The sequence below is a fragment of the Luteimonas sp. WGS1318 genome, assembly GCF_043187535.1.
Taxonomy (GTDB): domain Bacteria; phylum Pseudomonadota; class Gammaproteobacteria; order Xanthomonadales; family Xanthomonadaceae; genus Luteimonas.
Genome location: NZ_CP171131.1, coordinates 1233463 through 1259905 on the forward strand (window position 1 = coordinate 1233463; position 26443 = coordinate 1259905).

General features: G+C 68.3%; 26 protein-coding genes. 11 read left to right on the plus strand and 15 right to left on the minus strand.

Annotation, left to right across the window (positions count from 1 at the left end):
* Together ACF3M1_RS05610 and ACF3M1_RS05615 are read left to right on the plus strand one after the other, a co-directional pair.
* Positions 1–951 carry a DUF1684 domain-containing protein gene (locus tag ACF3M1_RS05610; protein ID WP_394004619.1) on the plus strand — a complete coding sequence of 317 codons (951 nt, stop codon included), beginning with the start codon at positions 1–3 and terminating at the stop codon, positions 949–951.
* Between the two features lie 22 nt (positions 952–973).
* The gene (locus ACF3M1_RS05615) at positions 974–2035 is read left to right on the plus strand and encodes a TraB/GumN family protein (RefSeq protein ID WP_394004620.1); all 1062 of its coding nucleotides are present in this window, start codon (positions 974–976) and stop codon (positions 2033–2035) included.
* 11 nt (positions 2036–2046) lie between these two features.
* On the opposite strand, the gene rnfB is transcribed toward ACF3M1_RS05615, so the two are convergent.
* From rnfB to ACF3M1_RS05630, 3 genes are all read right to left on the minus strand, one after another.
* On the minus strand, positions 2047–2463 hold the full coding sequence (gene rnfB / locus ACF3M1_RS05620; RefSeq protein ID WP_394004621.1) for an Rnf electron transport complex subunit RnfB: 417 nt from the start codon (positions 2461–2463) through the stop codon (positions 2047–2049).
* A 73-nt stretch (positions 2464–2536) separates the two neighbouring features.
* Positions 2537–4609: a methionine--tRNA ligase gene (gene metG / locus ACF3M1_RS05625; RefSeq protein ID WP_394004622.1), complete on the minus strand. Its 2073-nt coding sequence runs from the start codon at positions 4607–4609 to the stop codon at positions 2537–2539.
* 165 nt (positions 4610–4774) lie between these two features.
* Positions 4775–5215: a DUF2147 domain-containing protein gene (locus tag ACF3M1_RS05630; RefSeq protein ID WP_394004623.1), complete on the minus strand. Its 441-nt coding sequence runs from the start codon at positions 5213–5215 to the stop codon at positions 4775–4777.
* Between the two features lie 171 nt (positions 5216–5386).
* Here ACF3M1_RS05630 and apbC point away from each other — a divergent pair, with 171 nt between their 5' ends.
* The gene (gene apbC, locus ACF3M1_RS05635; RefSeq protein ID WP_394004624.1) at positions 5387–6241 is read left to right on the plus strand and encodes an iron-sulfur cluster carrier protein ApbC; all 855 of its coding nucleotides are present in this window, start codon (positions 5387–5389) and stop codon (positions 6239–6241) included.
* An 8-nt stretch (positions 6242–6249) separates the two neighbouring features.
* Here apbC and ACF3M1_RS05640 read toward each other — a convergent pair whose 3' ends face one another.
* From ACF3M1_RS05640 to ACF3M1_RS05655, 4 genes are all read right to left on the minus strand, one after another.
* Positions 6250–7047 carry a glycosyltransferase family 2 protein gene (locus tag ACF3M1_RS05640; protein WP_394004625.1) on the minus strand — a complete coding sequence of 266 codons (798 nt, stop codon included), beginning with the start codon at positions 7045–7047 and terminating at the stop codon, positions 6250–6252.
* Between the two features lie 225 nt (positions 7048–7272).
* Positions 7273–9411, minus strand: coding sequence for a TonB-dependent receptor domain-containing protein (locus ACF3M1_RS05645; RefSeq protein ID WP_394004626.1), 2139 nt, complete (start codon positions 9409–9411; stop codon positions 7273–7275).
* Between the two features lie 86 nt (positions 9412–9497).
* A complete protein-coding gene (locus tag ACF3M1_RS05650; protein WP_394004627.1) occupies positions 9498–10361 on the minus strand; it encodes a TonB-dependent receptor plug domain-containing protein in 864 nt (287 codons plus the stop codon).
* A gap of 387 nt (positions 10362–10748) precedes the next feature.
* Positions 10749–10979 carry a hypothetical protein gene (locus tag ACF3M1_RS05655; protein WP_394004628.1) on the minus strand — a complete coding sequence of 77 codons (231 nt, stop codon included), beginning with the start codon at positions 10977–10979 and terminating at the stop codon, positions 10749–10751.
* Positions 10980–11096: 117 nt separating this feature from the next.
* Between ACF3M1_RS05655 and dcd the strand changes: the two genes are divergently transcribed.
* Entirely contained in the window at positions 11097–11666 is a 570-nt protein-coding gene (gene dcd, locus ACF3M1_RS05660) for a dCTP deaminase (RefSeq protein ID WP_394004629.1), read from the plus strand.
* 40 nt (positions 11667–11706) lie between these two features.
* Here the strand turns inward: dcd and ACF3M1_RS05665 are convergent, their stop codons facing one another.
* From ACF3M1_RS05665 to ACF3M1_RS05675, 3 genes are all read right to left on the minus strand, one after another.
* Positions 11707–12048 (minus strand): hypothetical protein, encoded by a 342-nt coding sequence (locus ACF3M1_RS05665; protein WP_394004630.1) that lies wholly within the window; start codon positions 12046–12048, stop codon positions 11707–11709.
* 145 nt (positions 12049–12193) lie between these two features.
* Positions 12194–12613 (minus strand): HIT domain-containing protein, encoded by a 420-nt coding sequence (locus ACF3M1_RS05670; protein WP_394004631.1) that lies wholly within the window; start codon positions 12611–12613, stop codon positions 12194–12196.
* Positions 12614–12626: 13 nt separating this feature from the next.
* A complete protein-coding gene (locus ACF3M1_RS05675) occupies positions 12627–13301 on the minus strand; it encodes a dienelactone hydrolase family protein (RefSeq protein WP_394004632.1) in 675 nt (224 codons plus the stop codon).
* Positions 13302–13479: 178 nt separating this feature from the next.
* Here ACF3M1_RS05675 and rimO point away from each other — a divergent pair, with 178 nt between their 5' ends.
* Positions 13480–14850 (plus strand): 30S ribosomal protein S12 methylthiotransferase RimO, encoded by a 1371-nt coding sequence (rimO, locus tag ACF3M1_RS05680; protein WP_394004633.1) that lies wholly within the window; start codon positions 13480–13482, stop codon positions 14848–14850.
* Entirely contained in the window at positions 14847–15245 is a 399-nt protein-coding gene (locus ACF3M1_RS05685; protein ID WP_394004634.1) for a hypothetical protein, read from the plus strand. Before rimO ends, ACF3M1_RS05685 begins: the two co-directional genes overlap by 4 nt.
* Positions 15246–15357: 112 nt before the next feature.
* Here ACF3M1_RS05685 and ACF3M1_RS05690 read toward each other — a convergent pair whose 3' ends face one another.
* From ACF3M1_RS05690 to ACF3M1_RS05700, 3 genes are all read right to left on the minus strand, one after another.
* A complete protein-coding gene (locus ACF3M1_RS05690) occupies positions 15358–15885 on the minus strand; it encodes a hypothetical protein (RefSeq protein ID WP_394004635.1) in 528 nt (175 codons plus the stop codon).
* 74 nt (positions 15886–15959) lie between these two features.
* Positions 15960–16466, minus strand: a complete 507-nt coding sequence (gene greB, locus ACF3M1_RS05695; protein ID WP_394004636.1) for a transcription elongation factor GreB — start codon at positions 16464–16466, stop codon at positions 15960–15962.
* 151 nt (positions 16467–16617) lie between these two features.
* Positions 16618–18114, minus strand: coding sequence for a helicase HerA-like domain-containing protein (locus tag ACF3M1_RS05700; RefSeq protein ID WP_394004637.1), 1497 nt, complete (start codon positions 18112–18114; stop codon positions 16618–16620).
* 123 nt (positions 18115–18237) lie between these two features.
* Between ACF3M1_RS05700 and ACF3M1_RS05705 the strand changes: the two genes are divergently transcribed.
* Positions 18238–19782 carry a transglycosylase SLT domain-containing protein gene (locus ACF3M1_RS05705; RefSeq protein WP_394004638.1) on the plus strand — a complete coding sequence of 515 codons (1545 nt, stop codon included), beginning with the start codon at positions 18238–18240 and terminating at the stop codon, positions 19780–19782.
* 383 nt (positions 19783–20165) lie between these two features.
* On the opposite strand, the gene asd is transcribed toward ACF3M1_RS05705, so the two are convergent.
* Together asd and ACF3M1_RS05715 are read right to left on the minus strand one after the other, a co-directional pair.
* Positions 20166–21014, minus strand: coding sequence for an archaetidylserine decarboxylase (asd, locus tag ACF3M1_RS05710; protein WP_394004639.1), 849 nt, complete (start codon positions 21012–21014; stop codon positions 20166–20168).
* A complete protein-coding gene (locus tag ACF3M1_RS05715; RefSeq protein WP_394004640.1) occupies positions 21011–21676 on the minus strand; it encodes an SCO family protein in 666 nt (221 codons plus the stop codon). The genes asd and ACF3M1_RS05715 overlap by 4 nt, the downstream gene beginning before the upstream one ends.
* 275 nt (positions 21677–21951) lie before the next feature.
* Between ACF3M1_RS05715 and prmB the strand changes: the two genes are divergently transcribed.
* From prmB to ACF3M1_RS05735, 4 genes are all read left to right on the plus strand, one after another.
* Positions 21952–22923: a 50S ribosomal protein L3 N(5)-glutamine methyltransferase gene (prmB, locus tag ACF3M1_RS05720; RefSeq protein ID WP_394004641.1), complete on the plus strand. Its 972-nt coding sequence runs from the start codon at positions 21952–21954 to the stop codon at positions 22921–22923.
* 235 nt (positions 22924–23158) lie between these two features.
* Positions 23159–24277: a chorismate synthase gene (aroC, locus tag ACF3M1_RS05725; protein ID WP_394004642.1), complete on the plus strand. Its 1119-nt coding sequence runs from the start codon at positions 23159–23161 to the stop codon at positions 24275–24277.
* Positions 24270–25295, plus strand: coding sequence for a 2-hydroxyacid dehydrogenase (locus ACF3M1_RS05730; protein WP_394004643.1), 1026 nt, complete (start codon positions 24270–24272; stop codon positions 25293–25295). Before aroC ends, ACF3M1_RS05730 begins: the two co-directional genes overlap by 8 nt.
* A 91-nt stretch (positions 25296–25386) precedes the next feature.
* Positions 25387–26415: an aspartate-semialdehyde dehydrogenase gene (locus ACF3M1_RS05735; protein WP_394004644.1), complete on the plus strand. Its 1029-nt coding sequence runs from the start codon at positions 25387–25389 to the stop codon at positions 26413–26415.
* Positions 26416–26443 lie beyond the last annotated feature (28 nt).

Here is a 26443-nt window from a genome sequence, read left to right on the forward strand (position 1 = left end):
ATGCCGGTATCGACGCACGTAAACACATGTTGCCTGGCGGCTGTGTTGTTGCTCGCCGGCTGCGGCGCGTCGTCCGACGCGGCGGACGACCCGGCCGCGCAGGTCGAATCCGAGCGGCTGGATGCCGAATTCGCCCAGCGCACCCAGGTCGCGCGGATGCGGCGCGAGGAAGCGCTCATCGCGCCCGATGGCTGGACTGGCCTGACCGGTCTGCACCGGATCGAATTGCGCTCGCACTTCATCGGCAGCGCGCCCGGAAGCGGGATCCGGCTGGCCCACGGTCCAGCCCGGCTCGGTCTGCTGCAGAGCGACGACGGCACCTATGCGTTCACGCCCGAACGCGGTGTCGCGCTCACGCTGGCGGGTGAGCCGGTGACCGGCCGCGTGCCGCTGCGCAGCGATCGTGACGGTGCGCCGGACCTGCTCGAATTCGACGAACAACGCGGTGCGCTGTCGATCATCGAGCGCGGCGGCGCCGCCTTCGTGCGCGTGCGCCATGCGGACGCCGAGGCGCGCCGACGCTTCTCGGGCATCGAGTACTGGCCGATCGACCGCGGCTGGCAGATCGAAGCGCAGTTCACCCCTGCGGCGCCCGACATGCGCATCGATATCGCCAACATCCTCGGCATGGTCGAACCGACGCGCTCGCCGGGCACGGTCACGTTCGAGCGCGAGGGCGTGGCGTACTCGCTTCAGGCGCTCGAGGGCGCTGATGGCGGCCTGTTCCTGATCCTCGCCGATCGCACCAGCGGCCGCGGCAGCTACAGCGCCGGGCGCTATCTCGACACCGCCGCGCCAACGGCGAGTGGCCGCGTCGTGCTCGATTTCAACCGCGCCTACAATCCCCCCTGCGCCTTCACCGCGTTCGCCACCTGTCCGCTGCCGCCGGATGGAAACCGTCTCGATCTCGCGATCGAGGCCGGCGAACAGGCCTATCGCATGCCGCGCTGAGCGCGTCGTCTCCGGAGTTTCCATGTCGCATCGCCGTTTTCCGCGTGTTCTTCCGTCGCTCGCCGTCGCCCTGTTGCTGCTGGTCGGCGGTGCGGTGCTGGCCGAGCGCCCCGGGGTGCCGTACATCGCCGACGTGCCGGTGGCCGGACCGGACGCCGCGCAGACCGGGGATGTGCCGCTCATCGCCGAGGTGCCGGTCACGCCGCCGGTGCCGCTGCTGTGGCGTGTCGCGGGCGAAGCAGGCGACCTGTATCTGCTCGGCTCGTTCCACTTCCTGACGCCAGACGACTATCCGCTGGCCGACGAGGTCGAACAGGCGTTGGTCACCGCCGACGAGGTGGTGTTCGAACTCTCGCCCGAGGAGCTCGGCTCGCCGACACTGGCGATGCAGATGATGCAGGCCGGGCTGCGCACCGACGGCAGCCGGCTGGACGACGACCTGCCGCGCGAGGCCGTCGCGCGGCTCGCGACGTGGGGCCAGACGAACCAGACGACGCTGCAGGCGACGGGTCTGGGCACCCAGGCGTTCCAGTTGTTCGAGCCCTGGTTCGCCTCGCTGCTGGTGACGACGACCGAACTCGGGCGCTACGGACTGCAGGCGCAGTACGGGCTCGACGTGCATCTGGCGCGGCGCGCCCGCGAGGCCGGCACGCCGACCGCCGGACTGGAAACCGCCGCGCAGCAGATCGAGTTCCTCGACGGCATGGCGCGGCCCGACCAGGTGCAGATGCTGCTCGAGGCGCTGGATCAGGCGGACGCCGGACCAGAGGCCATCGAGGCGCTGCATTCGACCTGGCGTGCGGGCGATGCCGACGCCCTGTGGACCGGAATGGCCGGCGACATGCGCACGCGTTCGCCCGCGCTCTACGCCCGCATCAACACCAGCCGCAACGACGCCTGGCTGCCGAAGCTGGAGCAGATGCTGCAGCAGCCCGGCACCATTCTCGTCGTGGTGGGCGCTCTGCACCTGCTCGGCGAGGACGGTGTGGTGGAGAAGCTCGCGGCGAAGGGCTATGCGGTGGAACGGGTGTGCTCGGTCTGCAAGGCCGGCGTGGCCGTGCCGGGCGAGGTCAGCGCGCGCTGACGCGCCGTCCGTCAGGGCGCGATCATCTCGATGCAGTCCACCGGGCACGCGGGCACGCACAGCTCGCAGCCGGTGCACAGCGGTTCGACGACGGTGTGCATCAGCTTGGAACCGCCGACGATCGCGTCGACCGGGCAGGCCTGGATGCACTTCGTGCAGCCGATGCAATCGGCTTCGATGACCAGAGCCACGCGGATCGCCGCGTGGAACGTGCCGCGTGATCGATCGTAGGGCCGTACGGGAACGTCGAGCACGCGCGCCAGCGCGCGTGCGCCCGCATCACCGCCGGGCGGACAGCGGTCGACATCCGCTGTGCCCGCCGCCATCGCCTGGGCATACGGCCGGCATCCGTCGAAGCCGCACTGGCCGCACTGGGTCTGCGGCAGCAGTCGATCGAGACGTTCGGCCAGAGGCGGATCGGCGTGCATCGGGGCGATGCGTGCAACTGCGCGGACGTGCAGCCGGCGGCGCTCGGACTCGAGCCCGCGCGGCCGCGGGCCGTCAGCGGACCGGCATGCCCGGCTGCGCGGCGGCGTCGGCATCCAGCAGCGCAAGCGCGCCGCCGTCGAACCCGGCGGACAGGATCATGCCTTCGCTGATACCGAAGCGCATCTTGCGCGGCGCGAGGTTGGCGATGAAGACCACGTTGCGGCCGACCAGCGCGTCCGGCGCGCCGTAGCTGGCGCGGATGCCGGAGAAGATCTGGCGGGTGCCGAGGTCGCCGGCGTCGAGTTCGAAGCGCAGCAGCTTGTCCGAGCCTTCGACGAATTCGCAGGCGACGACCTTGCCGATGCGCAGGTCGAGCTTCGCGAAATCGTCGATCGAGATGTGCGCAGGCGCATCGGCGTCTGGCGCCTTCGGCGTTGCGGGCGGCGCCGCAGCCGGCGTGTTCGCGGCGGCGGCGGGCGCGGCCGGAGCGGCGGCGAGGGTGTCCTTGGAGGCGTCGGTCATGGCGTCGATCTGCTTGGGGTCGATTCGGGTGAACAGCGGGGCGTAGGGCTGGATGACGTGATCCAGCAGCGGCGCGTCGATCGCGCTCCACTGCGCGGCGTCGGCGCCGAAGAAGCACTCGACGTCGGCCGCGGTGCGCGGCAGCACCGGGCGCAGCGCGGTCGCCAGCACGCGGAACAGGTTCAGGCCCTGGGTGCAGACGGCCTGCAGCTCGGCATCGGCGCCCTCCTGCTTGGCGATGACCCAGGGCTTGCGCTCGTCGATGTAGCGGTTGGCCTCGTCGGCCAGCGCCATCACCTGGCGCAGCACGCTGGCCGGCTCGTTGCGCGCATAGGCTTCGCGCACCGGCACCAGAGCCTCGAGGAAGCGCACGTACATCGCCGGCTCCGGCAGGGCCGGGGCCAGGCGGCCCTCGAAGCGCTTGCCGATGAAGCCCGCACAGCGGCTGGCGAGATTGACGAACTTGCCGACGAGATCGGCGTTGACCCGGGCGATGAAGTCGCCGAGGTTGAGATCAAGATCGTCCACCCCGCCCGAGGACTTGGCCGCGTAGTAGTAACGCAGCGCCTCGGGATCGAGCCCCTGGTCGAGATAGGTGCGCGCCATCACGAACGTCCCGCGCGACTTCGACATCTTGGCGCCGTCGACGGTCAGATAGCCGTTGACGTGCAGCCGCGTCGGCACGCGCAGGCCCGCACCGTGCAGCATCGCCGGCCAGAACAGGCCGTGGAAGTTGACGATGTCCTTGCCGATGAAGTGATGCAGTTCGGTGGCGGCATCGGCGGCGAGCCACGCGGCGAAGTCGATGCCCTTGCGCGCGCACAGCGCCTTGAAGCTGCTGAGATACCCGATCGGCGCGTCCAGCCAGACGTAGAAGAACTTGCCCGGATGGCCCGGAATCTCGAAGCCGAAATACGGCGCATCGCGCGAGATGTCCCAGGCGCGTAGGCCGCCGTCGCCGTCGAGCCATTCGGCCAGTTTCGCCTTGACGCCGGACACGGCCACATCGCCCGCGAGCCATTCGCGCAGGAAGGCCTCGAAATGGCCCAGTTCGAAGAAGAAATGCTCGGACTCGCGCAGCTCCGGGGTCGCGCCGCTGACCACCGATACCGGATCGATCAGGTCGCTCGGCGAATAGGTCGCGCCGCAGTGCTCGCAGTTGTCGCCGTACTGGTCCGGTGTGCCGCACTTCGGGCAGGTGCCCTTGACGTAGCGGTCGGGCAGGAACATCCCGCGTACCGGATCAAAGAGCTGGGCCACGTCGCGGCGCGCGATGTGGCCACCGGCGTCGAGGCGCGCATAGATCGTCTCGACCAGTTCGCGGTTTCCGGCCGAGTGGGTCGAATCGTAATGATCGAACGCGACGCTGAAGTCGGCGAAATCCCGCTCGTGCCCGGCCTGGATGCCGGAAATGAAGTCTTCCGGCGTGCGCCCGGCCTTTTCGGCCGCCAGCATGATCGGCGTGCCGTGGGTGTCGTCGGCGCAGACGAAGTGCGCCGTGTCGCCGTCCATGCGCCGCGCCCGCACCCAGATGTCGGCCTGGATGTAGCCGACCAGATGGCCGAGGTGCAACGGGCCGTTGGCATAAGGCAGGGCGGTGGTGACGAGCAGCTGGCGGGGCATAAACGTGGCGGTGGGGAGCGGTCCGGGATTATCGCACGCTGCACCGGCGCGCCCGGCCGGCGGCGCGCTGCCGAGCGATCACGTACGCCGCGTGCCAGTCGCCATAAAAAAGGCCCGGCAATCGCCGGGCCTCTGTGGTCGGCCTGTCGGCTCGACCTGCGCGCATCACTCGCGCTGCCAGACCTGCTCGCGGCAGATGAAGGCCACGCAGCCCGACACGCCGAGCCGGTTGGCGTCGAGCAGCTTGGCCTTCGACCGGTACGTCTTGCCGTTGGCCGGATCGAGGATCGTGCCGCCCGACCACTCGCTGCCGTCGGGGCGCAGATCCCAGAGGATCGTCATGCCGGTGATCGGCCGGTTGCGGCGCTCGCCACTGCAATTGTCGCAGGTCGGGTTCGGGCCCCGGTCGGACTGCAGCACCTGGGCCACGCGGCCGCTGAGCGTGCCGTTGGCGGCCTGGGTGATCTCGACGATCGACTTCACCTGGCCGGTCTTGTCGTCGATCGTCTTCCAGCGGCCGACCGGCGACTGCGCCGACGCCGACAGCGAGGCCAGCATCAGCGGCAGTGCGACGAGCGCCAGCCATCCCATCTTGTTCTTCAACATCGGTCTCCTCCCTCAAGGACTGCGACGACTCGGCAGGCTTGCCCGCGCAGGTGGCGGAGTTATAGCCGATCCGATGCAGGGGCGTCGAAGTGCTGTCACGTCGTTCAGCACCCGGCGCGGAACGGCCGCCCCCACTAGAATGACGGCCTGCTTCCATCACGTTGGATCGCCATGTCCCTCCGCGCCGTCGCGCGCGCGCCGCAAGGCGCGCTGTCTCCCCATCCCCGCATCCGCAACATCCTCGCCGTCGGGTCGGGCAAGGGCGGCGTGGGCAAGTCGACGACGGCGGTCAACCTGGCGCTCGCGCTGGCGGCCGACGGTGCGCGCGTCGGCATTCTGGACGCCGACGTCTACGGCCCGAGCGTGCCCACGATGCTGGGGCTGTCGGGCAAGCCGGACAGTCCGGACGGCAAGTCGATCCTGCCGATGCGCGCGCACGGCATCGAGGCGATGTCGATCGGGTTCCTGGTCGAGTCGGACACGCCGATGATCTGGCGCGGACCGATGGCGACCTCGGCGCTGACGCAGCTGCTCAACGACACGCTGTGGGGCGGTGACGAAGGGCTCGACTATCTGCTGGTCGACCTGCCGCCGGGCACCGGCGACATCCAGCTGACGCTGTCGCAGAAGATTCCGGTCGCCGGCGCGGTAATCGTGACCACGCCGCAGGACGTGGCCACGCTCGACGCGCGCAAGGCGCTGAAGATGTTCGAAAAGGTCGAAGTCGCCGTGCTGGGCCTGGTGGAGAACATGGCCCAGCACGTCTGCTCGAAGTGCGGTCATGTCGAGCACCTGTTCGGCAACGGCGGCGGCGAGCGCATGGCGGCGCAGTACGGCGTGCCGCTGCTGGGTTCGCTGCCGCTCGAGATCGGCATCCGCGAGCAGGGGGATGCGGGCGTGCCGATCGTGGTGTCGGCGCCGGAGTCGCCCGCGTCTACAGCGTATCGTCAAGCCGCCCTGGCGCTGCTTACTCGTCTCGAAGCCCGCCCGAAAGCAGCAGCCGGAATTCTTCTCAGCCTGGAATAAGATCCCAGCTACTGATGAAGATTGATCCCGTGTTCGGTCCTGAGCGCCTGATTCCGCTGCCCCTCTGCCCTGATGCGTGCATTCACGACCGGATGAGACGAATCGATGTAGCTGCGTTCGTGCGCGAGGTGAAACACAGGGGTGCGATATCGGATGCGAAGTCCGTTGACCCCGAGACGTTCCAGGCGCTCTCCGAGTTCGCGATCTTCGCCTCCATAGCCCATTCGTTCGTCAAAACCGTTCACGCGGTAAAGGTCCTCGCGCCACGCTGATGCGTTGTGTCCGTTCCAGCTCGCGCGCGCAGTGCTCACCGTGTCCGCGAGCCACGCCAATGTCGAGGACCGAGTGAGCTTCAATGCACGCCTCGCTCTATCAGGCCCGCGTTCCGGCGGCCAACCAGGTTCGAAGCAGGCGCCGCTCAGAACAGCATCCAGTGTGAGCTGCGCACTGGTGCTTGCAGACAGCTTGTAGTAGCCGCCTGAAAGAAAGCGATTCCTTCTCCGCAAACGTTCATGCGTCGAGAGGAAGTCCTCCCTCGGAACGCAATCCCCGTCGATGAAGACCACGTAGTCGAATGCGGCGACCCGGATGCAGGCGTTCAGGGCGCGGCACTTCCTGAAGCCACGGTCCTCCTGCCAGACATGTCTGATCGGAAACCCGGATCGGCGGGAGGCCGCGCGAATTAGTCGTCGAGTCCTGTCCGCCGATCCGTCATCCGCGATCAGAACCTCGAAATTGGGATAGTCCTGCCTCGATAGTCCAGCCAGGCAGAGCGCCAGCCATCTTGGTTGGTCATAGGTGCTCACGACGACCGAAATTCCGGGTCTCATCAAAGGACTTCCGTCGAATGCTCTGGAGAGCTGGTCTCCGGGACCTGCGCCTGAGCGATTGCCTCGTCACCGTTCGCTCATCGTCGCAGGCAAGGTTCAGGAATGGTATCTGTGGTGATGGATCAAAGTCGCGCTGAAAAAAAGCCCCGCCGTGAGGCGGGGCTCCTTTGAAACACAGGACGGCCTTTCAGTCGCCGACGCTCAGTACTGCCATTCCATGGAGAGGTGATAGCGACGGCCCAAAATGTCGTAGCCGGTGCCCGCCCCTGTTGACGGGAACGGAGGGTCGCGATCGAACAGGTTTGTAACCGCGAACCTGAGCTGAGTCTTGTCGTTGAGTCGGTAGCTCGCGCTTCCGTTGACGAGCCAGTACTTGTCGAGAAACAAGGTTTCACGTGTTTCCACGGTCTGAGTATTCGTGTACTGGGTTTTAGGCGTGTGATAAGCCGACAGGCCGACCGAGAAGTTGTTGTAACCCCAACGAGTATCAAGCTGGTAGCTTCGCTGGATGTTCGAGGTGCTGGTGAAGTCGGTCACGACGATGCCGGTGACCGAGGTCTCGTAGTTCGTCGGGAAGTAAGCCGACGCTCCGAAGTCGAAGCGTCCGAGACGGTCGGTATCAAAGCCGTAACGCATTTCCGCGCTATATGCTTCCAGCCGGGTGAACTCGCCGTTGACATAGCCGGTTTGCACGGAGTCGATCTGACCATCAGCGCGTCGCGTGATCAAGCTGCAGTAGAAGTTCGCATTCGGAATGTCTGAAGTGTTGAAGTTCTCATTGTCGAAACAAGCTTCGGCGACATTCGTCGTGGTCAGCGATGCGATCACGCCGCTGATGTCGATGTTGTAGTAGTCGGCTGAGAACACGAACCCACGAAGTGCGTCCCAAGAGGGTGCCCATGTGAAGCCGTAGCTGTAGGAATCCGCAGATTCGTTCGCCAGGCTCGGGTTGCCGCCCGTGGTGATCGGAATGGTCGCACCCACTGCCGTCGAGGTGAAGCCTCCTGCAGGAAGTCCATAGAACTGAAGAAACGCTGCGCAGTTTTGACGACGTACGTCGGGCTTCGTTCCACCCGAGATGTTGCGTGAGTCGCAAGAATCAGGAACTTGACTGAATGCACTCGAGATCGGCAAGAACAACTCGGTGATCGCAGGGGCGCGAAGCGAGCGTGTGAAGTTGCTGCGCACTTCAACGTCGTTGAATGGCTTCCACTGCAAGCCATAGGTGTAGGTATCGAACTCGCCGTTCACTTCGTTCTCGACGTTGCGATACTTTCCGACCAGTTCCAGCTTCTGAAGGCCGGGGATGTTGCTGGAGGGGTCGACGAGCGGGATGATCAGCTCGCCGAACCATTCCTTGGTCCCGTACTGGCCCCGCAGCGGGGTAATGGGCACACTTCTTCCGAGGCCCGCGTTGAGCGCTGCGTCCGGTTCGAACGAGCCGCGTTCGATACGCCGTTCGTATCCCAAGCTGTACAGGAGTGGGCCACTCCACAGATCGAACAGCGAGCTCGAGATGTTCGCGTTGTAGACCTGCTGTTCCAGCAGCGACCTCGCACGGGTCGGATAGGTGACGTAGCGGAGCGCTGCGTCACTGGGACGCCCCTCGCCGAAGAGATCCAACGGGACACAGTTCGGATCGGCGACGGGAACGGGTCCACCTGCAAACCCGTTGCTTCCCGGTGTGAGATAGGTGGCGTTGCGGGCAAGCGGGTCGCACACCAGCTGCCCCAGCGCATTGCGCGTGACATTGATCGCGTTGACAAAACGCTGCTGATTCAGGCCGGTGCCGAAATTGAACGATTCGCTGCGACCATAGTTGCTGTAAGCCTCCCAATAAAAGACTCGGTCGGCGAGTTCGAAGGAGCCATCGAAGCCGACGACTGCCCGGCTCAGCTTCGTGCTGCTGCTGGATGCGTTGTTATAGAGGTCGCGCGATGCCCGGCCAAGACCGAAGCTGGTGATTCCGAGGGAGGTCAGTGTGTCACGAGCCTGTTGGGTGAGGAGCGGATGCGTAGCGCTTACACGCAGGGCGCCGCTGGTTCCTCCGAACAATGTCGACTGGAATGGCGTCTGGTCGACGAGCTCGACTGCGTCAGCCTGGTAATGAAGTCCCTCGAAGAAGACATCGACGCCGTCAACGATGTTCCATCGGGTGTTGAGATTGACGGTCTTCCGCTCGAGTTCCGACGTCAGCTGGGTGTGCTCTGCCAGGTTCCAGCCGTCACCGCCGCTCGCGCTCTGCTGGTTGAATCCGATGCCGGGGTTGTAGGAGACAAGATTGCCGGACGGATCGAACTGCAGGTACGTGTTGTTGCCGGCACCAAAGCCGTTGAGCACCGTATTGCCGGTGCCTGCCTTGTAGGTTGCAGCGGGATTGAGCAGGACGCCGCCGGGTGTCAGCGCATAGATGCGTGAGTCCCGGATCAGTACGGCGTTGGGGATGCCATCAAGCCGCCGGTGTTGAACGGAGTATTGGGGTTCAGGCGGCCATCATTTGCGGGCGTGCGACCTGGTGCGACCTGGGAGGCCAGCGGATTGGTGACATTGCCGACCTGGCGGGCGATGAACTCACGTTCGGTACCGAGTACGCCATCCACTTTGTCATAAGAGATCGAGAACGTGATGTTGCCGCGATCGTTCTCGCCGAAGTTGGCACCAATGAGGCCGGAGAAATTGAAGCGGTCATTGTCGCCACGCTCGGTTACCCCATAGCCCATGTTGAAGGCCGCGCCTTCGTAATCCCGGCGCAGGATCACGTTGGTCACGCCGGCGATTGCGTCCGAGCCATACGTAGGTGCACCGCCTACGGCGACGTTCTCGATGCGTTCCACCATGTGAGTGGGGATCGCGTTGAGGTCGACCTGCAGACCGGCGGCTACGCCGCTGAACTGAGTTGCGGGATTGCTTGACACGAAGCGCCGGCCGTTCACGAGCGTCAGCGAGCGATTCGTCCCGAGATTGAAACGATTGATGAAGTTGGTGCCGACGTTAAAGGACGACTGGCCACCGTCGGGGGTCAGACTTCCGGCGAAGCCTGGGGTTCGATTGAGCGCGTCTGCGACGTTCGTCAAGCCCTGCGCCTGGATCTGTTCGCGGGTGACCACTGTGGCCGGTTCAAGCGTGTCGAACCCGGCGCGACGGATGCGCGAGCCTGTGACGACGACCGTATCCAAATCAGTGGCCGTGCGCGGTCCGGTCACTTCGGCCACACCTTCTTCTTCCTGACTCGCGGCTTCCTGCGCCTGTGCCGCGACAGAGCCGGTCGTCGCGATCAGTGCGATCAGCAAGGCCGAGCTCAGCGGACTGCGGGTCAAGACAATTCCCCTGTTCTTCATCGTTTGTGTCCCCAGCGTTATATGAACGGGCGCAGAATGGCGCCTCGAAAACTTAACACTACCGTAATGTCGCCGCTAGTCCCTCCTTGGGCCGCCAGATATTGACTAACAGCCAGATCGAATTGTCCGTTACAGGAGTGGAATGGATTGACCCGCCAGGCCGCGGGTTGGCTGCACTGCCTGGGCATGTGCATTGATGCGGGCCGAAGCGCGTGGATCGCCGCGGCCAATTTGTTCGACGGTGCGCGCCGCGTCGGGGTCGCCTCACGGCCTACACGCTGTGTATCACCCGCCGCTTGGCCAGGACGGCATGACGGAGCGCGCGGCCCGTGGCGCTGGTCACCCGGTGCGCGTGGCGATCTGGCCCATGGCGCTGGTCGGGCGCGCGGTCGAGAACGGCGAGACCCAGGGTTCCATGTAGCCGGTGGAACATGCCGCGGGCCGGATCCTCGGTGCGGTGATCCTCGGGATCAGTGGCGACGAGGTGATACACAGACTGCTCGATGCGATGACGTTCAGCGCGCCCACCGCCGAGCTTCGACGCACGATACCGATGCGCCACACGGTCACGGAGCTGCTCCCGATGCTGGCGGCCGTCCTAGACTGGATTTTTTTGGCTGCCCATGCCGCGCCAGGGCCTGACATACAATGCGGACCCCGCCGCGCGCCCCGCGCACAGGAGCCTGCATGACCATCAAAAGCGACCGCTGGATCCGCCGCATGTCCGAGCAGCCCGGCGGCATGATCGAGCCGTTCGAGGCGGGGCAGGTCAAGCAGGCGGACGGGCAACGGATCGTCAGCTACGGCACGTCGAGCTACGGCTACGACGTGCGCTGCTCGCGCGAGTTCAAGATCTTCACCAACATCAACTCGACGATCGTCGACCCGAAGCACTTCGATCCGGGCAGCTTCGTCGACGTCGAGGCCGACGAATGCATTATCCCGCCGAACTCCTTCGCGCTGGCGCGCACGGTCGAGTACTTCCGCATTCCGCGCGACGTGCTGGTGGTGTGCCTCGGCAAGAGCACGTATGCGCGCTGCGGCATCATCGTCAACGTCACCCCGCTGGAGCCGGAGTGGGAAGGGCACGTGACGCTCGAGTTCAGCAACACCACGCCGCTGCCGGCGCGCATCTACGCCAACGAGGGCGTGGCGCAGATGCTGTTCTTCCAGTCCGACGAAGTCTGCGAGACGTCGTACCGCGACCGCGGCGGCAAGTACCAGGGCCAGACCGGGGTCACGCTGCCGCGGACCTGATCGTCGGATCTGTCACGCAAGGACGCTGCGTGGGCAGCGTTCAAGGCGCAGCAGGCGCCGGCGCCATCGCAGCGCGATGAAGCGCCACCGCTGTCTGCGGGTCGCGAGCTTCGCCTGGCCGCAGTGATGTCGATGCGTTGATCGTCGTCGCCGTCTTGATCCATCGATGTGGCGGGGTGGCGAGACCTCCCCTGCGATCGAGGCCGCGCGGCGGGCAACACGTCGGTATGGGCCTGCAACTGGTGTGGCGGGTCGTCAGCCCGAAGGTGTTCGTGGCGATGCACACATAGGCAGGCGGCCAGATCTGGGTAAAGCGCCTGCCGGGTATCCGCATGGTCACGCTGGATGGCCGGCCGATCGCCGCGTCGCGGGCGATCTTCATGCGCGACCTTCCGATTCAGGCGATCGCCGCGATGGCGTGGATGGGCACGCGGCTCGTGCTCATGGCGTCTGCATGCGTCTCCGCCGGGACCGCCGCTGTGGTCACGATGTCGGCACTGGCATGCGCGTCGTCCGCGCGCGCCGACTCAGCGCGGAAGTGCGGCCTGCAGCACGCTGATCCGCTCGATCAGCTGCTCGGGCGAGTAGGGCCGCGCGGCGACCCGGCCCCAGACGGGTGCGGGCCACGCGGGATCGTCCTGGTTGCGCCCGATCACGTGCACGTGCAGTTGCGGCACCAGATTGCCGAGGGCCGCGACGTTGAGCTTGAACGGCCGGAACGCGTCCCGAAGCGCACGCGCGGCGAGATCGATCTCGTCGGTGAGGGTTCGCCGCTGCGCCGCATCCAGATCGATGAGCTCGCGCGCGTCGGCCACCCGCGGCACCAGCACCAGCCACGGATAGTTGGCATCGTCCATCAGCCGCACCTCGCACAGGTCCAGGGTGGCGAGAGGGTGGGTGTCGTCCGCGAGGCGCGGGTCGAGGGCGTAACGGGCAGACAGGGGCATGGCGGTCCGTCCTTCAGCGCAGGGCTGTGGCGAGGAATCTCATGGTCTTCCGGCGTGCCTCGGCCGCCGCGTCGGCGTCGTAATGCGTGGGGTCGACGTCGCGGTTGAAGCCGTGGCCGGCCGGGTGCACGTGGAGCTCGGCATCGGGCTGGTGACGGCGGTGCGCCTCGATGTCGGCGGCGGGAATGGCGCTGTCGTGGGCGCCGAAATGGAACAGCATCGGCGCCTGCAGGGGTTCGTCGAGGAAGGGCACGGTGCGCGCGCCGTAATAGCTCACCGCCGCAAGGCCGAGCCGTGTATTGGCGAGAAACGCCACGGTGCCGCCCCAGCAGAAGCCGATGACCGCGATCTGGCGGTGTCCGTCCTGCTGTAACAGGTCGCGCGTCGCGCGGACGATCCCGACCGCCGCATCCAGGCCCAGTTCACCGGCAAGGGCCAGCCCCCGCTTGAAGCCGTCGGCGTCGTAACCGAGCTCGACGTTGCGGGCCACCGGGTCGAACAGGGCGGGCGCGATCGCGACGTAACCGGCGGCGGCATAGCCGTCGGCGACGCTGCGGATGTGCGCGTTGACGCCGAAGATCTCCTGGATCACGACGATGGCGCCCTTGGCGGCCGCCTTGTACGGCGGGTCGGCGCGCCAGGCAGCGACCGGACCGGATGGCGTGGCGACGACGATGTCCCGACCCATGGCGATCTCCGGCGTGTTCACCTGACCGGCCCGAGTCTAACCGAGCCCGGGGCCCCCGGCCGCGGGCGGTGGAACACCGGCGGTATACTGCGCGACCCGTGCGCATTGCCGGCCGGCGCAGGCCGCGCCGCCGCCCGTCCGCGCACCGGCCCCCACTTCCTGTCCAGCCACGGTCCCCATGTCCGCAGCCAATCCCAAGGTCGGTTTCGTCAGTCTCGGCTGTCCGAAAGCCCTCGTCGATTCCGAACGCATCCTCACCCAGTTGCGGGTCGAGGGCTACGACATCGTGCCCAGCTACGACGATGCCGACGTCGTCGTCGTCAATACCTGCGGCTTCATCGATTCGGCGGTGACCGAATCGCTGGACGCGATCGGTGAGGCTATCGCCGAGAACGGCAAGGTCATCGTCACCGGCTGCCTGGGCAAGCGCGAAGAGGTGATCCGCGAGGCGCATCCCGGTGTGCTGTCGATCAGCGGCCCGCAGGACTACGGCTCGGTGATGCGCGCGGTGCACTCGGCGGCGCCGCAGACGCACAACCCGTTTCTCGATCTGGTGCCGCGCCGCGCGGCGGCCGACGACATCGGCATCAAGCTGACGCCCAAGCACTACGCGTATCTTAAGATTTCCGAAGGCTGCAACCATCGCTGCAGCTTCTGCATCATTCCGTCGATGCGCGGCGATCTGGTCTCGCGCCCGGTCGACGACGTGCTGCGCGAAGCCGAGAAGCTGGTGCGCGGCGGCGTGCGCGAACTGCTGGTGATCTCGCAGGACACCTCGGCCTACGGCGTCGACGTGCGCTACGCCGAGCGCACCTGGCGCGAGCGCCAGTACGCCACGCGCATGAAGGCGCTGTGCGAGGGCCTGTCGGAACTCGGCGTGTGGACGCGCCTGCATTACGTGTATCCGTATCCGCACGTCGACGACATCATCCCGCTGATGACCGAGCGCCACGCCGACGGCATGCCGAAGCTGCTGCCGTATCTCGATGTGCCGCTGCAGCACGCCAGCCCGCGCATTCTCAAGCTGATGAAGCGCCCGGGCGCGATCGACAAGACCCGCGAGCGCATCGCGCGCTGGCGCGAGATCTGCCCGGAACTGACGATCCGCAGCACCTTCATCGTCGGCTTCCCCGGCGAGACCGAGGACGATTTCCAGCAGCTGCTCGACTTCCTCGACGAGGCGCAGCTCGACCGCGTCGGCGCGTTCGCCTACTCGCCGGTCACTGGCGCGACGGCCAATGCATTGCCCGACCCGGTGCCCGAAGCGGTGAAGCAGGAGCGCCTCGCGCGCTTCATGGAGAAGCAGGCGGAGATCTCGACCGCGCGGCTCGAGGCCAAGGTCGGCACCGTGCAGACCTGCCTGGTCGATGCGGTCGATGGCGATCTCGCGATCGCGCGCTCGATGGGCGACGCGCCCGAGATCGACGGCGTCGTGCAGATCCAGGACGGGCGCGACGCCGGCCTGCAGCCGGGCGACTTCGTCGATGTCGCGATCATGGGCAGCGACGAGCACGACCTCTACGGCGAGGTCGACGAGGTGCTGGGATGAGCCGCCGCGCGGTGCTGGTCCTGTCCGCGCTGATCCTCGCGCTGGGCGCCGGTGCCGCGCAGGCCGACGGCCTCAGCGGGACCTATCGCCCGGCCGGCGACGCCGGCACGATGCCGGCCGGCGCGCAGCTCACCGTGCGTGCCGAAGGCCGCGGCTGGCTGGCGATGTTCCAGGGCGAGGGCCTGGCGCTGTTGCCGCTCGCCGGTTTCGAGCAGGCCGGCCTGTTTCCGGGCGTGCCGGCCGGCGCGGGCCTGCAATGCGCATCGTCGGCGGCGTTCGTGCTGTGCCGGGTGGCGCCGGGCACCGAGCTGCCGGACAAGGGCTTTACCTCGAGAACCGGCTGGTTCATGGCGTTCTCGGACCGGCAGATCTTCGACATGGAACGGGTCGACTGACACTTCTGCGTGGCGCGCGGCGGCACGTCGTGATGCCGACCCGGATTGCGATGCCGCTGTGCGTGACCTTGTACGTGGCCATGCGCCTCGAGTGGCTGCAGGGAGCGCCGCTTCAGCGGGAGGCAGCCTCTTCGCTCCCGGCTTCGGCATCGACGGCATCGAGATAGGTCCAGACCGCCGCTTCGATCGCATCGAGTGCGGCGATCGCACCGGGCAGCCGTTCTCGGCCGCCGTCGCCGCCGTCGTCACGCATGCGGCCGGAGGCGTTGTAGTCGACCAGCGATTGCCAGGCCGGCAGGCGGGCCGCGACGACCTCGCGCAGCGTCCGCAACGCGGCATCCGCCGGGGTGTCGCCGGCGAGCGCGAGAACCGCATCGGCCCGCGCGGCGAAGTCCGGGCCGAACTGATGGGTATCGCTGCGCGCGCGCCAGAACGCGCCCAGCCGAAACCGTTCGTCGTCGGCGGCCCGGGGGCTGCGCGGCGGTGGTCCGCGTTCGATCGGAAAGCCGCGCAGGCGCTGCGCGAGCGCTGCATGTGCATGCGCGTGCGCATCGGATCCGGTCGCCGCATGCGCCCCGGCTGCGGCGGCGCCGCGTGCGGACGGCGCGTCGTGTGCGAGGTCCTGCGTGCAGGCCGACACGCCGCAGGCGAGCAGCGCCGCCAGAACGGAGGGAAGGGCATGCGACCGGTGGCGCCTTCCGTGCGTGCCCACGTTCACCCGGCGCCGTACTCCACCGCCAGCACCGCGAAGACCCGCGGGCCGCCGGGCAGTTCGACCGGGAATTCGTCGTCGACGCGCTTCTTCAGCAGCGCGCGGGCCAGCGGCGAATCGATGCTGATCCAGCCGAGCCGGGCATCGGTCTCGTCCGGGCCGACGATGCGGTAGCGGCTGCATTCACCGCTGTCGACGTCTTCCAGCTCGACGTGCGCGCCGAAGAACACCGCGTCCGGATCGGACGGTGCGGTGTCGACCACGCGCAGCGCCTCCAGCCGCTTGCTCAGATACCGCACGCGGCGGTCGATCTCGCCCAGCTGCTTCTTGCGATAGGTGTATTCGGCGTTCTCCGAGCGGTCGCCCTCGGCGGCCGCGGCCGACAGCGCACGCACGACGTCGGGCCGGCGCACGCGCCACAGATCGTCGAGTTCGGCCTTCAGTCGTGCATGCCCGTCGGGCGTGATCAGCGCCGTGCTTTTCTCTGCGGGCGGTCGCCAGCGGCTCATCTGCGAACCCGACGCGGTGCGAGCCCCGTCGCGCACGCTGCCGGAGGGCACGTGGCAGCACGCAGGACACGCCGCATGCACGCGCTGCGAACGCACTTCGGGCCGCGCATGCGCGCCACCTGGCAGGCGGAGCCGGGAACCGGGCAGGTGCTCATTTCAGCCGGATCCCGCCGAGGATGTTGCGCATGATCCGGTTGGTCACCGTGCGCACCGCCTGCTTGCCGGCGGCCTGCACTGCGCCCTGGCGCCGGCTGGTGCCGAACAGGAACTCGTTGACCATGCGGCCGATGCCGCCTTCGTTCGATGCCGCCTGTGTACCCGCGCTTCGGCCCTTCGCAGGGGGGGCGTCGACGGCGCCGGCTTCGGCGCGCTGCGCCAGCCGTTCGGCCGCCGATTCGCGGTTGATCGCGGTGTCGTACTTCGCGCCCACCGGACTGCCGGCACGCACCGTCGCGCGTTCGGCATCGCTGATCGCGCCCATGCGGCACCGCGGCGGCGCGATCAGCACCCGCTCGACCGGCATCGGCACGCCCTTGTCCTGCAGCATCGACACCAGCGCCTCGCCTGTGCCCAGCGTGGCGATCGTGGCAGCGACGTCGAGCGCGGGATTGGCGACGAAGGTCTGCGCGGCCGTGCGCACGGCCTTCTGGTCGCGCGGCGTGTAGGCGCGCAGGGCGTGCTGCACGCGGTTGCCGAGCTGGCCGAGTACGGCGTCGGGCACGTCGTCGGGGAACTGCGAGCAGAAGTACACGCCCACGCCCTTGGAGCGCACCAGCCGCACCACCTGTTCGATGCGCTGCTGCAGCGCCGCCGGTGCGTCGCCGAACAGCAGGTGGGCCTCGTCGAACACGAACACCAGCTTGGGCCGATCGAGATCGCCGACCTCGGGGAGGGTTTCGTAGAACTGCGACAGCAGCCACAGCAGGAAGGTCGCGTACAGCCGCGGTTTGAGCACCAGCCGGTCGGCAGCGAGGATGCCGATCACGCCGCGGCCGTCGGTGCGGGTGCGCATCAGATCGGCGAGCTCGAGCGCCGGTTCGCCGAAGAATTGCGTGCCGCCATCCTGGTCCAGGCGCAGCAGGGCACGCTGGATCGCCGCGATCGACGGCGCGCTGACCAGGCCGTATTCGGTGGAGACGGTCTTGCGCTCCTCGGCCACCAGCGCCAGCAGCGCGCGCAGGTCGTCGAGGTCGAGCAGCAGCAGGCCGCGGTCGTCGGCGAGCTTGAACACGATGTCGAGCACGCCCGACTGGGTGTCGTTGAGTTCGAGGATGCGCGCCAGCAGCGTCGGACCCATCTCGCTGACCGTCGTGCGCACCGGATGGCCGGAGACGCCGAACAGGTCCCAGAACACGACCGGGCTGGCCTCGGGCGCATAGCCGGCAACGCCGAGCTCCGCCGCGCGCTGCAGCACGCGTTCGGAGGCCTCGCCCGGCACTGCGAGGCCGGCCACGTCGCCTTTCACGTCGGCCATGAACACCGGCACGCCGATCCGCGAGAAGCCCTCGGCCAGCGTCATCAGCGTGACCGTCTTTCCGGTGCCGGTGGCGCCGGCCACCAGACCGTGCCGGTTGGCGAGCCGCGGCAGCAGGTGCACCTGGCCCGCGTCCGGTGTGGTGACGGCCTTGCCGACGAGGATCGGATCCATGTGCGTGGTCCAGGGAAACAGATGGCGCGATTCTAGCGACTGCGTGCTGCCACGCGCCTTGCCCCCTTTCGACGGCGGGGGCTACCCTGCGTGCCCCGTTCGCAGGACCCCGTGCCGATGCCCATGCCCGCTTCCCTGATCGTCCGACTCGGTGCGTCCGCGCTCGTGCTGGCCCTCGGCTGCCACGCCACCGATGCGAACGCGCAGTCGCGCCGCGACCGGGAGGCCAACGACGCGCTGGAGCAGCGCATGGTCGACGCCGAAGCGCGCTATCGCCAGGCGCTGGTGCAGATCGCCAACGACGATCCCGCGGGCCTGGACGCGAGCAATGCGGCGCTCGAAGACATGGAGGACGTGATCCTGGCCTGTGAGCGCCAGCGCAGCTGCAGCGTGTCGCAGCTGTTGACGACCTACAAGCGCCTGCTCAAGGCCGATGCCGATGCCCAGGCCGGGCAGGGCGCCGACGGCAGCGATCCCGCGCTTCTGGAGGAAGGCGCGCTGCCCACCGCCGACGTGCCGGCCGCGGCCAGTGCGGCTGCACTGCTGACCGAGGACGAGCGCTTCAAGCGCATGGTCGAGCTCAATCCCGCGGTGCAGGCCTCGATCCGGCGCTGGCTCACCGACATGCGCGTGTCGCTGATCACCAGCCACGAGAACTACCAGTACATGCAGCACCTGATGTCACCGGCGTTCAAGCGCAGCGGCCTGCCCGAGGCGCTGCTGTTCGGCATCCTGGCCAAGGAATCCAATGGCCGCGTGCATGCGCGCTCGCGCGCCGGCGCCGCCGGGCCGCTGCAGTTCATGCCGGCGACCGGTCGCCGCTTCGGCCTCGGGCCGGATGGCACCGGCTTCGATACGCGTTACGACCCGCGTCTGGCCGCCGACGCCGCCGCGGTCTACCTCAACGAACGCTTCGCCCAGCACGGCAACGAGATCGAATACTGGCTGGCCGCCTACAACGGCGGCGAGGGTCGTGCGCTGCGGATCTACCGCGAGGCCAACGGCCGGCGGTTCTGGGATCCCGACATCTACAACCAGTTCCCGGCCGAAACCAAGGACTACGTGCCGATGGTGATCGCCGCGGCCTGGCTGTACCTGCATCCGGAGGAATACGGCCTGACCTTCCCGCGCGTCGACACCCGTCCCGCGACGTTCACGCTGGAGCGTCCCGCATCGGTCTACGAGCTGACGATCTGCCTCGGCAACGGCAACACCCGCGACGGCTACATGCGCGCGCTGCGCAACCTCAATCCCAGCTACGAGGCGGAGACGCTGATTCCGGCAGGCACCACGCTCAACGGCACGGTGCGCATGGCCGGCCTGTACCGGCAGTGGTGTGCGCGCGGCGCGCGGGCCGATCTGGCGGCGCAACTGGTCAACAGCGATCCGCGCGCGGCGATCGTGCGCACCGGCGCGATCGAAGTGCTGCCGGCAACCGGCGACGTGCCGCCGGCCGCGATCGCACCCGCCCCGGCCGCGCCGCGTCCGCCGCAGGCTGCGCCTGCACCCGCGCGCACCCACCGCGTCGCCCGCGGCGAAACCCTCGGCGCGATCGCCCAGCGTTACGGCTGCGATGTCGCCGCACTGGGGCGTGCGAACAATCTGCGGGCACCGGCGTATGCGGTGCGGCAGGGCCAGTCGCTGACGCTGGAAGGCTGCACACGCTAGTCCAGGACCGCGCGCTGCAGCGTTGACGCGCGCCACGCGCCCCCGCTGCGCCGCCCCCAACGCACGCCCGGTGCGCCACGCCCTGCTCAGGCGCGGGCGCGGCTGCGTTGGGCGTACCGGTTCGCATCGGGTGCGGCTTTCCCGGAGGCAGGCGGGAGGGACGGCGCACGTGCATTGACGCGCCGGCACTCGCCCGGGGTAGCGCGCGGCGTTCGCGGCACGACACGGAGTGCAACGCCGAGGAATCATCCGGGCCTGTTCAGAGAGACGGCCACCGGTGACAGGACGCGCCTGTCCTCGACCGCACCCGGGACCAATCGGCGACCGCTTCGACGCCTGGAACTGCATGCCGGCGCTGCGCACCCGCGCGCGCCGGCGTTGCGTCAGGCCGCCGTGCGCCGGGCCAGTGCCTGGCCGAGCCGCACCGGTGATTCCGCGTGCAGGGACGGGTCGAGCTCGGCCACGCCCCTGGGCAGCAACACCACGACCGTCGAGCCGTAGTTGAAGCGCGCCATCTCCTCGAACCGCTGCAGCGTGATGGCGCGGCCGCGGTAGTCCTTGCGCTGGATGCGGTCGCCGTAGGCGGGAATCTCCTCGCCGCTCCACACCGTTTCCACACCCGAGACCAGCAGCGCGCCGACCATCACCTGGACCATCGGGCCGAAGTCGGTGTCGAAATGGCAGACCAGGCGCTCGTTGCGTGCGAACAGCCGCGGCACCTTCGCCACCGCCGCGGTGCCCACGCTGAAGAGACGGCCCGGCACGTGCACGGTTTCCCGCAGGGTGCCGGTCCAGGGCATGTGCACGCGGTGGTAGTCGCGCGGGGAGAGGTAGACCGTGGCGAAACTGCCGTCGAGATACGGCGCCGCGTCAGCCGCGTCGCCGAGCAGCTCGGCCACGGTGAACGACTGGCCCTTGGCCTGGAAGATGCGGCCGGCCTCGATCGGGCCGCACTGGCTGATGTGGCCGTCGGCCGGCATCAGCAGCGCGCTGGGATCGGGATCGGGCACACGCGCGCCCTCGCGCAGTGCGCGGGTGAAGAAGGCATTGAAGCTGGCGTAGGACGCGGGGTCGGCATCCGCCGCTTCCGACAGGTCCACGCCGAAGCGGCGCACGACGGTGTCGATCAGCCAGCGCCGCGTGCGCGGGTTCTGCGAGTACGCCAGCCGCCGCGCCAGCGACGACAGGGTGCGGTGCGGCAGCGCGTAGGTCAGCGTGGTGACGAGGCTCATGGGCGCGACTCCGCGGTCAGCCGGGCCAGATCGGCGGCGATCGCCTCCGGCTGCGGCGTTTCGGCGTTGAGCACCCGGCCCGAGACCACGCCGGCCATGCGGCCCTGCGGGTCGAGCACTGCCAGCGACGCGCTGTGGTCGATGGTGTAGGCGCCTTCGGGCGCGGCGTCGTCCAGCGGCACACGGGCGAACACCATCGACAGCGAACGCGTGAAGGCCTCCAGCGCGGGCACGTCGGCCGTCGCGGCCAGCGTGTCGCGATGGAACGCGTGGGCGTAGTCGCCGAGGCGCTCCGGCGTGTCGCGTTCGGGATCGACGGAGACGAACAGCACGCGCGGGCGGGTCGCCTCGGGCAGCGCTTCCCACGTGCGCTGGGCCTGCGCCAGATGGGTCAGCGTCATCGGACAGATGTCCGGGCAATGGGTGAAGCCGATGAACACCAGTGTCCAGTGGCCGGCGAGTTCGCCGGGCAGCAGCTGCGTGCCGTCGGACTGCTGAAGCGCGAAGCCGGGAATCTCGCGCGGCTGCGGATACAGCTGCACGGCCTCGAGTTCGGGCTGCGCGCCGGCGGGCGCGGCGACGAAATACCGCTGGGCCGCGAGCAGGCCGAGGCCGCCGGCCAGTGCGATGCAGAGAATGACGAGCGTGGTGCGGTTGAACATCGCCGGTTCCGTGTCGGGTGCCGGCCATGATACCCGGCGTGCCGGCACCGCCCGTGGCCCGGCGACCTCGGACGCCGTGTGACGGTCGCTGGAGGCGGTTGCCGCCGACGGCGGCGGGCTGGCCGCGACGCGCGCGACACCGGGATACGCGTGGTCATCGGCGGATCCGCGCGTGACGCACCGTCGAAGCCAGCGCGCGATGCCCGATCCGGAGCAGTTTCCGGCGCTGACCTATAATCCGCGGCCAACACGCCGTCCCCGAGCCCGCGCGCGCCATGACCGAAGAACTGCAGACCATCGTCGACCTGATCCGCTACGGCGCCAGCCGCTTCAACGCCGCCGGGCTGACCTTCGGCCACAGCTACGACAACGCGATCGACGAGGCCACCCAGCTCACCCTGCACGCGCTGCACCTGCCGCACGACCTGAGCCCGGTGTACGGCCAGTCGCGCGTCACGCTGGCGGAGAAGGAAGACGTGCTGGGCCTGTTCCTGCGCCGCATCGAGGAACGCGTGCCGGCGGCGTATCTGACCGGCGAGGCCTGGTTCGCCGGCCTGAGCTTCAAGTCCGATGCCCGCGCGCTGGTGCCGCGCTCGCCGATCGCCGAGCTGATCCTGTCCGGCTTCGAGCCCTGGCTCGGCGGCCGCGAGGTGCGGCGCGCGCTGGACCTGTGCACCGGTTCGGGCTGCATCGCGATCGCGATGGCGCATCACAATCCGGACTGGCACGTCGACGGTGTGGATCTCAGCGACGAGGCCCTGGCCCTGGCCGCCGAGAACGAGCGGCGGCTCGAGGTGCGCAATACGCGCTTCCTCAAGTCCGACCTGTTCGACGGGCTGCAGGGCGAGCACTACGACCTGATCGTCACCAATCCGCCCTACGTCACCAACGACGAGACCGACGCGCTGCCGCAGGAGTATTCCTACGAGCCCGAGATGGGCCTGCGCGCCGGCGACGACGGCCTCGACCTCGTGCTGAAGATCCTGCGCGACGCGCCGCTGCACCTGACCGAGGACGGCCTGCTCATCTGCGAGGTGGGCGAATCCGAGCAGCACCTGATCAAGCTGTTGCCGGAACTGCCGCTGATGTGGATCGAGTTCCAGGTCGGCCAGATGGGCATCTTCGTCGTCGAACGCCACGACCTGGTCACGCACAGCGCGCGCATCACCCAGCTGGCGGCCGAGCGCGAGGGCAAGGCCTCGGCGGCGGTGGCGGCGACCGGAAGCGCGGGCGCTGGGTTGTTCTGAGACCGTCCAGGTCCTCCCCTGTAGGAGCGCGCTTGCGCGCGAAGGGCTGTGCTCGGGAAAGTCCCTTCGCGCGCCCTCGGAAGGGGATGCGAGCACAAGCGCGCTCCTACGGTGGCGGCATCGGAACGGCGCCGTGATGCCGACGGTTCGCCCTGTAACCGGGCCTCCACGCGCGGCCTGGTCGCGTTAAGCTTGCCGGCCCGCGTTTCGTGCCGCGTCGCCTCGACGCCTGCCCATGTCCAGCAACAGCTTCGGCCAACTGTTCACCGTCACGACCTTCGGCGAAAGTCACGGGCCGGCAATCGGCTGTGTGGTCGACGGATGCCCGCCGGGCATCGCGCTCGCGGTCGAGGATTTCGCCGAGGATCTCGCGCGGCGCGCGACCGGCAAGACCCGGCACACCTCGGCGCGGCGCGAGGCCGACGACGTCGAAATCCTCAGCGGCGTCTTTGAGGGCCTGACCACGGGCACGCCGATCGCGCTGCTGATCCGCAACACCGATGCGCGCAGCAAGGACTACGGCAACATCGCCCAGCAGTTCCGGCCCGGGCATGCCGACTACGCCTACTGGCAGAAGTACGGCATCCGCGATCCGCGCGGCGGCGGTCGCTCGTCGGCGCGCGAAACCACGATGCGTGTCGCCGCGGCGGTGATCGCCAAGAAATGGCTGAGCGATCGCTACGGCGTGCGCGTGCACGGCTACCTGTCGCAGCTCGGCGACATCGTGCCGGCGCAGTTCGACAGCGCCGCGATCGACTGGGACGTGGTCGAATCCAATCCATTCTTCTGGCCCGACGCCGCGCAGGTACCGGAACTCGAGATCTACATGGACGCGCTGCGCAAGTCCGGCGATTCCGTCGGCGCGCGCGTGACCGCCGTGGCCGACGGCGTGCCGCCGGGCTGGGGCGAGCCGGTCTACGGCAAGCTCGACGGCGATCTCGCCGCGGCAATGATGTCGATCAATGCGGTCAAGGGCGTCGAGATCGGCGCCGGCTTCGCCTCGATTGCGCAGAAGGGCAGCGAACATCGCGACCTGATGACGCGCGCCGGCTTCGCGTCCAATCACGCCGGCGGCGTACTCGGCGGCATCAGCACCGGCCAGCAGGTCGTGGTGTCGACGGCGTTCAAGCCGACGTCCAGCCTGCGCCTGCCGGCCGATGGCCTGGACACCGACGGCAACACCGTCGAAGTGGTCACCACCGGTCGCCACGACCCCTGCGTCGGCATCCGCGCGACGCCGATCTGCGAGGCGATGCTGGCGCTGGTGCTGATGGACCAGGCGCTGCGCCATCGCGCCCAATGCGGCGATGTCGGCGCCGTGACGCCGCGGATTCCGGGACGCATCGATGGCTGAGCCGCGCCCGAAGGTCTGGGTGTCGCAGCCGCTGTTCGACGACATCGTCGAGCGCCTGCACGCGCATTTCGATGTGGTGCAGGTGCCGGTCGTCAGCGAGCACGACACGTCCGCGATCGCCGACGCGTTGCGCGAGGCCGACGGCGCGCTGGTGACGCTCAACGAGCGCATCGGCAGCGACGAAGTTGCGGGCGCGTCAAAGCTGCGCGCGATCGCCAACGTCGGCGTCGGCTACAACAATCTCGACATCGATGCGCTGCAGGCGCGCGACATCGTCGCGACCAACACGCCCGACGTGTTGACCGAGACCACGGCCGATTTCGGCTTCGCACTGATGATGGCCGCTGCGCGCCGCGTCACCGAGGCCGAGCGCCACCTGCGCGCCGGCCGGTGGCAGGGCTGGAACTTCAAGGGCCTGCTCGGCGCCGATCTGCACGGCAGCACGCTGGGCATTCTCGGCATGGGCCGGATCGGGCAGGGCATCGCGAAACGCGCGTCCGGCTTCGACATGCGCGTGGTCTACCACAACCGCAGCCGCCTGCCGGCCGATGTCGAGCGCGAATTCAACGCGTCGTATGTCGATTTCGACACGCTCCTCGCGCAGGCCGATCATCTGGTCCTCGTGCTGCCGTACTCGTCCGCCAGCCACCACATCGTCGACGCTGCCGCACTGGCGAAGATGAAATCGACCGCGACGCTGACCAACATCGCGCGCGGTGGCATCGTCGATGAAGCCGCGCTGGCCGATGCGCTGGGCAGCGGCCGTCTGGCGTCGGCTGCGCTCGACGTGTTCGAAGGCGAACCGACGGTCGATCCGCGGCTGCTGGCGCTCGACAACATCGTGCTCACCCCGCACATCGCCAGCGGCAGCCTCGCCACGCGCCGCGCGATGGTCGCACTCGCCGTCGACAACTTGATCGCCGCGCTCGGCGCGGGCCCGGATGCCGGGCATCCGCCGAGCGTGATCGCGCCAGCCGCGAACGACGGAAAATCCGCGAAACGTCCGGGAACCGCCTGAGCGTCAGGGCGGGCGGTTCCCCGAAGCCCCAGCTGTGCAGCGCCCGCGCCACGCGCGGCCCACATCCAGAATTCTTTTCGAGACGTATTGAATGTCCAGTTCCCAGCCCCGCCGTTTCCGCGTTGCCGTCGTCGGTGCCACCGGCGCCGTCGGCGAGACCATGCTGTCGATCCTCGCCGAGCGTGATTTCCCCGTCTCCGAACTCGTGCCGCTCGCCAGCGCGCGCTCGGCCGGCAGCACCGTGAAGTTCGGCGACGACGACATCGTCGTGCAGGATCTCGCCACCTTCGATCCCGCCGGCATCGACATCGCCCTGTTTTCCGCCGGCGGCGACACCAGCAAGGCCTACGCGCCGACGTTCGCCGCGGCCGGCGCCGTCGTCATCGACAACAGCTCGGCGTTCCGCTACGACGACGACGTGCCGCTGGTGATCAGCGAGGTCAATCCCGAAGCGGCGCGCAAGCGTCCGCGCGGCATCATCGCCAATCCCAACTGCTCGACGATGCAGATGCTGGTCGCGCTCGCGCCGCTGCACCGCAAGGCGGGCATCGTGCGCATCAACGTGTCGACCTACCAGTCGGTCTCGGGCGCAGGGCGTTCGGCGATGGAAGAGCTCGGCCGCCAGACCGGCGATTTGCTGAATTTCCGCGAGATCGATCCGCAGAAGTTTCCGGTGCAGATCGCGTTCAACCTGATCCCGCAGATCGACGCCTTCTTGGAGAACGGCTTCACCAAGGAAGAGATGAAGCTGGTCTGGGAGACGCACAAGATCCTCGGCGACGACAGCATCCTGGTGAACCCGACCGCGGTGCGCGTGCCGGTGTTCTACGGCCATTCGGAATCGGTCGCGGTCGAACTGCGCGAGAAAATCAGCGTCGACGAGGCGCGCGCGCTGCTGGCGGCCGCGCCGGGCGTCGAAGTCGTCGACGAGCGCGCCGCCGGCGGCTATCCGACCCCGGTCACGCATGCCTCGGGTCGCGATCCGGTCTTCGTCGGCCGCATCCGCGAGGACCTCTCGCACCCGAACGGGCTGAACCTGTGGATCGTCGCCGACAACATCCGCAAGGGCGCCGCGCTCAACGCAGTGCAGGTCGCCGAACTGGTCGCGGCCGAGGGCTGATCGTTGCGGATCGGGATGCCGCGCCGCT

Bases quoted from the DNA above. Each gene is read 5' to 3' on its own strand.
- ACF3M1_RS05610 (WP_394004619.1), top strand. From the start codon at position 1: ATGCCGGTATCGACGCACGTAAACACATGTTGCCTGGCGGCTGTGTTG.
- ACF3M1_RS05615 (WP_394004620.1), top strand. From the start codon at position 974: ATGTCGCATCGCCGTTTTCCGCGTGTTCTTCCGTCGCTCGCCGTCGCC.
- rnfB (WP_394004621.1), bottom strand. From the start codon at position 2,463: ATGCACGCCGATCCGCCTCTGGCCGAACGTCTCGATCGACTGCTGCCG.
- metG (WP_394004622.1), bottom strand. From the start codon at position 4,609: ATGCCCCGCCAGCTGCTCGTCACCACCGCCCTGCCTTATGCCAACGGC.
- ACF3M1_RS05630 (WP_394004623.1), bottom strand. From the start codon at position 5,215: ATGTTGAAGAACAAGATGGGATGGCTGGCGCTCGTCGCACTGCCGCTG.
- apbC (WP_394004624.1), top strand. From the start codon at position 5,387: ATGTCCCTCCGCGCCGTCGCGCGCGCGCCGCAAGGCGCGCTGTCTCCC.
- dcd (WP_394004629.1), top strand. From the start codon at position 11,097: ATGACCATCAAAAGCGACCGCTGGATCCGCCGCATGTCCGAGCAGCCC.
- ACF3M1_RS05665 (WP_394004630.1), bottom strand. From the start codon at position 12,048: ATGAAGATCGCCCGCGACGCGGCGATCGGCCGGCCATCCAGCGTGACC.
- ACF3M1_RS05670 (WP_394004631.1), bottom strand. From the start codon at position 12,613: ATGCCCCTGTCTGCCCGTTACGCCCTCGACCCGCGCCTCGCGGACGAC.
- ACF3M1_RS05675 (WP_394004632.1), bottom strand. From the start codon at position 13,301: ATGGGTCGGGACATCGTCGTCGCCACGCCATCCGGTCCGGTCGCTGCC.
- rimO (WP_394004633.1), top strand. From the start codon at position 13,480: ATGTCCGCAGCCAATCCCAAGGTCGGTTTCGTCAGTCTCGGCTGTCCG.
- ACF3M1_RS05685 (WP_394004634.1), top strand. From the start codon at position 14,847: ATGAGCCGCCGCGCGGTGCTGGTCCTGTCCGCGCTGATCCTCGCGCTG.
- greB (WP_394004636.1), bottom strand. From the start codon at position 16,466: ATGAGCCGCTGGCGACCGCCCGCAGAGAAAAGCACGGCGCTGATCACG.
- ACF3M1_RS05700 (WP_394004637.1), bottom strand. From the start codon at position 18,114: ATGGATCCGATCCTCGTCGGCAAGGCCGTCACCACACCGGACGCGGGC.
- ACF3M1_RS05705 (WP_394004638.1), top strand. From the start codon at position 18,238: ATGCCCGCTTCCCTGATCGTCCGACTCGGTGCGTCCGCGCTCGTGCTG.
- asd (WP_394004639.1), bottom strand. From the start codon at position 21,014: ATGAGCCTCGTCACCACGCTGACCTACGCGCTGCCGCACCGCACCCTG.
- ACF3M1_RS05715 (WP_394004640.1), bottom strand. From the start codon at position 21,676: ATGTTCAACCGCACCACGCTCGTCATTCTCTGCATCGCACTGGCCGGC.
- prmB (WP_394004641.1), top strand. From the start codon at position 21,952: ATGACCGAAGAACTGCAGACCATCGTCGACCTGATCCGCTACGGCGCC.
- aroC (WP_394004642.1), top strand. From the start codon at position 23,159: ATGTCCAGCAACAGCTTCGGCCAACTGTTCACCGTCACGACCTTCGGC.
- ACF3M1_RS05730 (WP_394004643.1), top strand. From the start codon at position 24,270: ATGGCTGAGCCGCGCCCGAAGGTCTGGGTGTCGCAGCCGCTGTTCGAC.
- ACF3M1_RS05735 (WP_394004644.1), top strand. From the start codon at position 25,387: ATGTCCAGTTCCCAGCCCCGCCGTTTCCGCGTTGCCGTCGTCGGTGCC.